The sequence below is a fragment of the Syntrophothermus sp. genome (assembly GCF_013314835.1).
GTDB lineage: Bacteria > Bacillota > Syntrophomonadia > Syntrophomonadales > Syntrophothermaceae > Syntrophothermus > Syntrophothermus lipocalidus.
In genome coordinates, this window is the sequence record NZ_JABUEX010000012.1 from 58859 (window position 1) to 66050 (window position 7192).

The following is a 7192-nucleotide window of genomic DNA, read 5'->3' on the forward strand; positions in this document are numbered from 1 at the left end:
GCTTGCGCCCGGCAATTTTGTTGCAATCTGCCAAAAATTGTTGTAAAATATAATCAGTAACCTATTAGCGAAAGTATTGGTGTAGCAATGAAACTGGATAGCAATTATCATTCAGTGTTTAAGCTGACATATCACCTTGTCCTGGTAATTAAGTACCGCCGTAAGGTTATCAACGATCAGGTAGCCACACGCATTAAGGAAATCGGAGAATACATAGCTCCGAGTTACAACATCACGTTCTTGGAATTTAACCACGACCGCGACCATGTGCATATCCTCTTCAGCGCCCACCCCAACAGCGCCCTGTCGAAATATATCAACGCTTTCAAGAGTGCATCATCCCGGCTGATCAAAAAGGAGTTCCCAGAAATAAGGAAATATCTCTGGAAAGAGTATTTCTGGTCCCGCAGTTTTTGCCTTTTGACCACGGGGGGAGCACCAATTGAAGTGATTGAAAAATACATCGAATCCCAGGGTGAGAAAAATGATCGTCGTACATCGGTTTCACATTGAGCCAACTAAAGAACAAGAGCAGAAGCTGTTTCAAACTCTCGCGCTTTGCCGGAGGCTATATAACGCCGCCCTGAAGCAAAGAGAAATTTGTTACCGGCAAAGAGGCAAGCCACCTTCTTGTACCGTACAAAAAAATGAACTGCCGGCGTTAAAGAAAGAATTGCCGGAATACAAACAGGTCAACGCCCAAGTCCTACAGGACTGTCTTCAGAGGCTGGACAACGCCTTTGAACGGTTTTTCGGTGGTCTGGCCGGGTATCCTCACTACAAGGACCAGGTACATTACCGCTCGTTCACTTATCCGCAGGCGGACAAGCAAGATCATTTTAAAAAGCCTGGTTATATTTACTTGCCCAAGATAGGGTATGTCAAGATGAAAGCCCATTTTGAATTTGACTCAGGAAAGGTAAACCGGATCAACGTGAAATACCACAACGGCAAATGGTACGTCAACCTGACTTCGGAGATACAAGAAGCCGAGGCTGTAGAAATCGTTAACAAAGTCGGCATTGATGTAGGGCTTTTAACCTTCGCCGTGCTTTCTGACGGCACTAAAATCGACAATCCGAAATACTTCCACAAGTCCGAGAGGAAATTAGCCAGGTTACAAAGACAGTTTTCTCGCAAAAAGAAAGGTTCAAATAACCGGGAGAAAGCTAAAGCTAAAGTAACCAGGCTGCATGACAAGATAGCCAACCAGCGCAAAGATTTCCTGCATAAGACCTCTTATGGTATAGTCCAAAAGTACGATTTGATTGCCGTAGAGGGCTTGTCGGTTAAAAACATGATTAAGAACCATCATTTAAGCAAGAGTATTGCCGATGCCGGATGGGGGAAATTCATTAGTTATCTGGAATACAAGTGTCTTAAATACGGCAAGAAATTTGTTAAAGTCCCACCTGGCGGCACTTCCCAAACCTGCATATGCGGCGCTCATGTACCCAAGGATTTAAGCATCCGGGTACATAATTGTCCTGAATGCGGGTTGATTGCAGATCGGGATGTGGTTTCGGCAATGGTCATCCTGCAAAGGGCGAGTTAAGTTTAAGGTTTTCAGTAGGGATGGAAGCACCCGAACTTACGCCTGCGGAGATTGCGTGAGACCCTTGTGGCTGCGGTCAATGAACCAGGAAGCTCCCGCCTCTAAGCGAAAGCGAAGGCGGGGGAGGCTTCACGGGCGGTTAAAACAGTGTTCAGCACAAAAACAAGAGCGTCTTTTGGGCTGTCGAAAGGTTTGATCGGCGCAAGAGACGCTTCAGCAGGAACCAGCAAGTTTCATCAGCTCCTTTAACTTTTCTGCAGGCAGGACTACCAGCCAGGGCTTGCGGTCCGCCCTTAATGCCAGAAAGTCCCTGCCTTCCAGCCACTTGTATAACTCTTTGAAACTATCTTTGCGTCGTTTCACTTCCCCCAGCCCCAGGCCGGGCACGGTTAAGTCGCCTTTTAGTTCGCCAGCCGAGCCGCTCAACGGGATCCGTTTGCCGCCCAGCAGTTTGGCGATTTCCCGTTCCGCTCTGGTGCCTTTTATTTTGATGCTTCTGCCGTTTCTTGCCATCCAACCATCCTTTCGTTTGTTTAGAAATAGCGCACATCGCGCGGTGGACGCAGGCGCTTGCCAGTAACGGCGTCTGTGTTAAAAACTGTGTATACTTCTTCAGGTGTTAATTTTCTGCATGCGTATATGCCGTTATCGACCCTGGTGACCGTGAAACCGCGAATTTCTTTCACCAGCGTGCGAACAATAGTGGAGTTGTAGTCGCGTATACAAATTGTTTCTTTGCAGAAAGACCTGACAATAATCCCGGTCTGCTCTGCTGAACTCAGCAGTTTTTGCAGTTTAACCAGTATTTCCACATCAGCCGGACGGCCAGGGTTTTTGCCTGTCTGCGGATCGAAGGACTGATGAGCAAAAACGCCGTTTTCTAAAATGTCGAACTTGAGCAACTCATTTTCTGTAACAGCAGTGCAAATCCCGGGGCCCAGCACCCGCAGAACTTTGATCAGATTGATGCCCTGCCATTCGGTGTTGGCTGTTGGCGGCATTTCTGCTATCTGCGCGGCAAACGGCACCTGTTTTTCGTCTGTTGGCGGTTCGCAAACGGCAACCCAGAAACCATTGTTAAAATTCCAGGTAGCAATTACCGGCGGACACTTCCTGTTCATGCTGTTTTGGTCGAACACATACCAGTGGCAATTGAGGATGTCGTCGATGTCGTCCTGCGGCGTGTCTGCTGGCAGCTCGATCGTGGCAATCCTCCAGCGGCTGCTGTTTCTTCCGCGGACCGCTTCGATACCAACTTCGATTATTCGATCAAATTCCCAGTTCGACTGCCAATCGACCAGAAAGTGTTCACTTTTTTGGTTGTGATTGAAGAAATGTCTGGCCAGTACTTCTTTCCCTAATCTGTAAAACTTTTTGGAATCAGCCACTATTTGTTCCCCTTTCTTTCTTTTTCCCGGCTCTCCGTGCTTCCTGGTAATACCATTCAGCTCGTCTTGCGCTGATACCCATTAATTTCCCTATTTCCTCAATGGCAATCCCTTTCTTTGCAAGTTCAAGGCCATGATTCTGCCGCAGGCGGTTGCAGTTTAAGTCAGCAATTCCTGCGAGTTCACCTGCGGTTTTGACAATACGGGTGATGCTGGCAGGCGACAAAGGTTTGCCGGTGTCCTGGTTGGCCGCTACATACAGCGATGTGGAGTATATCTTTAGCTCCTGCAGGGCGTCTGCCAGACGGCCGCTAAATGGAACTTCCCGGTCTTTCAGTTTCACCTTCTTTGCATCCAGGTCAACATCATCCCATGTCAAGTGCTGGACTTCCATCAACCGCAGGCCGGCGTCCAGGCACAGCAGGATGATCGCCCGGTCGCGCACGGCTAAATGCGGATCCAGCGATGTCCTGATCATAAGCAGGCGTTTCTGGTCCGCCCGGCTCAAAAATTCGGCTTCTTCCGTCTCGTTTTCTGCCCGCGGACGCTTTACACCGTACATCAGAGCTTCTACCGTTTTGCCGTTGAAGTACAGGTAGTTGAAGAACGTCCGCAAAATTGAAATGGTCCGCGCTTTCGTGGTGTTGGTTTTTTTTTTCGTTCACATAAGACATGATGTGCGACCGGGTGATGTGGTTTACTTCTTCCCCTACCCCTATCCGGTCAAGATAGGAGCGGAAGTTTTTTAACTCCTTGACGTAGCTTGCCAGCGACGTGTCTTTAAGTTGTATGTCCCGGCAAAAATCAGATAAGGCGTCGTTGAACGTGTAGTGCATTGTTATCTTCCTTCAGCTTGATATTCTAGCGCTGCCAGGATATGTTTGCACCTGATCGGGAACCGTCCGGAGTGGCGGGCAAAGTCCGGACAGGTACAAAACGGGCGGCTGTTTAGCTTGACGGTGTATTTGCCGTTGATGATATATTCGTATGGGCCTGTTTTAATAATGTCGGTGATGGTTTTGGCTTTTTCCAGCCGGCTTTTCTCCAGCTCCTGACAGTAGGCTTTAACAGAAAGCGCGTCGGCATCGGCATTCTTTTCGCGCGGTATCCAGACGATTCTAGCATTGAGCTTTTTCATTAACGCTCGGGCTTTCTGGTAGAGCGGGATGATCCGCTTACTGCGGACCGCGTATGTGCCGTTCAGCTGGTTGGCCATCAGCTGGCTGTCGGTCTTGACGATTATTTTTCCTGTTATCCCGCTGGAGTTAAGATGCTCCAGCGCGTTAATCAGGGCCGTATACTCGGCGACGTTGTTGGTGGCTTCCTTTCCTATGGCTGCTGTGCCGCATGATTGGTGGAGGGTTTTTTTGCCTTGCTTAATTATAAAGCCCCAGGTGGCGATCCCCCCCGGGTTCGGCTCACACAAGCCGTCGCAGTAGACGATGTATTCGCTTTTTTCTTCATCAAGATCAAGCAAACCGCGTGCTTTCAGCGACTGGATATACTCATCGGCTGCTGCCAGATTAACCGGGTTTGGCTCCAGCCCCAGCACGACCTGGCAAAAGCAGAGCATGTCTCCTTTGTGTAATTTAAGGTACCGGACAGCTATCATGTCCATGATTTTCCTCTTCCTTTTTTGTATGAGTCTATGACAGAGTTTGTCCAATCTATTGAGTTTTGGTTAAATATTTCATAGCCTGCTCTAACGCTTCTTGAAGCGCTAGAAAGTCTTCTTTTGTACCGCCTTTATCAGGATGCATTATTTTAGCCAACCGACGATAACTTTCTTTGACTTCTTCCTGACTTGTTGGTATTTCTGTGAATCCTAGAAACCGAAAGAATGATGGTATCTCTACAGGCGATGGAAGGTACTTCATACCGACTACCCAGGTGGAAAGATCATATATACCCCTTTCTACCATACGGGCCAGGTCTTCAAGGGAAAGAACAACTTGGGCAAAAGCGTCCGAACCATAATGAAGATCAATACCGCGTGATCTCGCTTTCTCAACGCTGTGTTCAAATCGGTATAACTCGCCTTTGTAGCTGAAGACTATCCAGCAGCCCCAGCGATCCCAATTAAAGTCGTAACTTTCAACCCCAAGGCGCTCCATGACTCTAGCAAGCTTTTGCGCATATTTATCGGCCGAATCATATCTTTTTTTACGCAAATGACACCACTCCTTAAAATGCCATCTTGTAGATCGTAAAATAGAATTGACCCCCTATCGTCAATTAAAAGTGATCCGCCTTATGATAAAATCTCCCTCGAAAGGGGGATGCAAAAGAGGTGGTAAGTATGTACAAATGGCAACGCATCAAAGCATTGCATGCCCAGGGAGTCAGCATCAGGAAAATAGCCAAGACAGTGGGGGTATCAAGGAATACTGTCAGAAAGTACCTGAGAGATACTAATCCACCCCGGTTTAATGCCCGGGAATATACCAGACAACTTGATCGGTACCGGGAAGAAATCCGTGCCATGCTGGATAAGGGGTATATCGGTACGAGAATATACAAAGAACTGGTGTTAAAAGGCTATACCGGCTCATTATCCAGTGTCCACCGCTTTTTACGGACTTTAAAACAAACTGATGATGCTCTAAAATCAGCCACCACCCGGGTAGAAACCGGTCCAGGCGAACAGATGCAATACGACTGGAAGGAGTGGATTTTGCCGGTTAACGGCAAGCCGGTGAAGATATATCTTCACGAAGTAGTCTTATCTTACAGCCGCATGAAGTATTATACCTTCTCCCTAAGCATAACCACTGCCGATGTAATCCGAGCCCTGGCTGACGCCTTTACCTTTTTTGGCGGCTATGCCAAAGAGTTGGTAATGGATAATGCCAAACAAATGGTGATCACCCACCAGAAAGACGGTATCATCCGTTACAATGACGAGTTTTTGAAATTCTGCGGGTTGTATGGGATTCAGCCGTCAGCCTGTGAAAATTACCGTCCCAGAACCAAGGGCAAAGCGGAACGCCCCTTTTACTACGTTCAAGAGCAGCTGCTGCGCGGGCTTGAAGTGGATAGCTTAAATGATTTTGCTATTAGACTTAATAAGTTCATGGAGGAATACAACCACAGACCACACAGTAAGTTAAGACGGCCACCGGAGCAAATGTTTCAGGAGGAAAAGGCGCAGCTTCTAAAGATACCCTCTGTTGATCCGGCTTTGCTCCAACACAAAGAGCCCAGAAAAGTGAGTAATGACGGTTATATTTCTTATCATGGCAATCTTTACCCTGTACCCATGCGCTACTGCACCAAGACGGTGTTGATAGAAATCATCTATGGCCGACGCATGAAATTATATGACGAAGCAGGAACACTACTGGACGAACTCGATCTTTACCTGCAAAAACAACCCAGCCGTCCTGTTCACCCTGAACATGAAGCTATCAACTGTCAATACCAGGAAAGAAAAACTGGTAGACGTTCTGCCCTGGTCGAGAAGTTTGTCAGCACTTTTGGTGAGCCCGGGCGGATGTATCTGGAGGGACTGCGCCAAAAGACAGGGGCCAATATTTACTGGCACCTGGCAGAAATCCTGGGTTATCAAAGCATCTATACCACGGAGGATATTGTTGCAGCTATCACAGAATGCCTAAAGATCGGCTCTTATCATAAAAACAGTATTAAACGGCTGCTGGAGAAAAATGAATTTGCTCCGCTTGCTCTGGATTATGACCCAGCAAATTTGTGCTTACCGGCGGTAAAAATCAAGCGTGACCTTGCCTGTTATGCCCTGGGTGAAAGCGAGGCGGCAAATTTATGAGCAATAAACTAACCAGTTACCTGGAAAGCCAACTGCAGGCATTAAAACTAAAGGGCATACTCACTCATTACCAGGAGATTACGGAAAAGGCTTCGCAAAACAACTTGTCTTATCAAGAATACCTCTCCTTGCTCTTGGAAGAGGAGTTAAAGCGGAAAAACGACGGAACAGTCAAGACCAAAATTAACAAAGCCCGCTTTCCCTATATTAAAACACTGGAGGAATTTGACTTTAGCTTTCAGCCGTCATTACGGGAAAAAGAAATTATCGCCTTAAGTTCTTTGGACTTCATTGAGAAAAAAGAAAACGTAATTTTCTTAGGCCCGCCAGGCGTTGGCAATTATGCAAAGTAATTGCTTATGTCAAGTTGATGGGCACAAACAAGCAATGAGCCTATTTATGCCCTATTTACTTGACATAAATAAGAGGCTATTGGCAGATCTTCTGTAACCAGCTCAGCAGGTC

The 7192-nt window shown here is 47.2% G+C and carries 9 protein-coding genes; 4 read left to right on the top strand and 5 right to left on the bottom strand.

Features of this window, described 5'->3' with window-relative positions; translation table 11 throughout:
• Window positions 1-87 precede the first annotated feature (87 nt).
• Both tnpA and HPY90_RS05800 read left to right on the top strand, forming a co-directional pair.
• Window positions 88-513 (top strand): IS200/IS605 family transposase, encoded by a 426-nt coding sequence (gene tnpA / locus HPY90_RS05795; protein WP_287192224.1) that lies wholly within the window; start codon window positions 88-90, stop codon window positions 511-513.
• A complete protein-coding gene (locus tag HPY90_RS05800) occupies window positions 485-1555 on the top strand; it encodes an RNA-guided endonuclease InsQ/TnpB family protein (protein WP_287192226.1) in 1071 nt (356 codons plus the stop codon). The genes tnpA and HPY90_RS05800 overlap by 29 nt, the downstream gene beginning before the upstream one ends.
• A gap of 213 nt (window positions 1556-1768) precedes the next feature.
• On the opposite strand, the gene HPY90_RS05805 is transcribed toward HPY90_RS05800, so the two are convergent.
• The 5 genes from HPY90_RS05805 to HPY90_RS05825 form a co-directional block, all read right to left on the bottom strand.
• Window positions 1769-2068, bottom strand: a complete 300-nt coding sequence (locus HPY90_RS05805; protein WP_287192229.1) for a PDDEXK family nuclease — start codon at window positions 2066-2068, stop codon at window positions 1769-1771.
• A gap of 20 nt (window positions 2069-2088) precedes the next feature.
• Window positions 2089-2943, bottom strand: a complete 855-nt coding sequence (locus HPY90_RS05810; protein ID WP_287192232.1) for a hypothetical protein — start codon at window positions 2941-2943, stop codon at window positions 2089-2091.
• A complete protein-coding gene (locus tag HPY90_RS05815; protein WP_287192235.1) occupies window positions 2936-3559 on the bottom strand; it encodes a tyrosine-type recombinase/integrase in 624 nt (207 codons plus the stop codon). The genes HPY90_RS05810 and HPY90_RS05815 overlap by 8 nt, the downstream gene beginning before the upstream one ends.
• Window positions 3560-3781: 222 nt before the next feature.
• Entirely contained in the window at window positions 3782-4561 is a 780-nt protein-coding gene (gene rnhA / locus HPY90_RS05820) for a ribonuclease HI (protein ID WP_287192238.1), read from the bottom strand.
• 49 nt (window positions 4562-4610) lie between these two features.
• Complete coding sequence (locus tag HPY90_RS05825; RefSeq protein ID WP_287192241.1) at window positions 4611-5114, bottom strand: DnaJ domain-containing protein; 504 nt, start codon at window positions 5112-5114, stop codon at window positions 4611-4613.
• 128 nt (window positions 5115-5242) lie between these two features.
• Here HPY90_RS05825 and istA point away from each other — a divergent pair, with 128 nt between their 5' ends.
• Entirely contained in the window at window positions 5243-6727 is a 1485-nt protein-coding gene (istA, locus tag HPY90_RS05830) for an IS21 family transposase (protein ID WP_287192243.1), read from the top strand.
• Window positions 6724-7080 carry an ATP-binding protein gene (locus tag HPY90_RS05835; RefSeq protein ID WP_287192246.1) on the top strand — a complete coding sequence of 119 codons (357 nt, stop codon included), beginning with the start codon at window positions 6724-6726 and terminating at the stop codon, window positions 7078-7080. Before istA ends, HPY90_RS05835 begins: the two co-directional genes overlap by 4 nt.
• The last annotated feature ends 112 nt before the right edge of the window (window positions 7081-7192 follow it).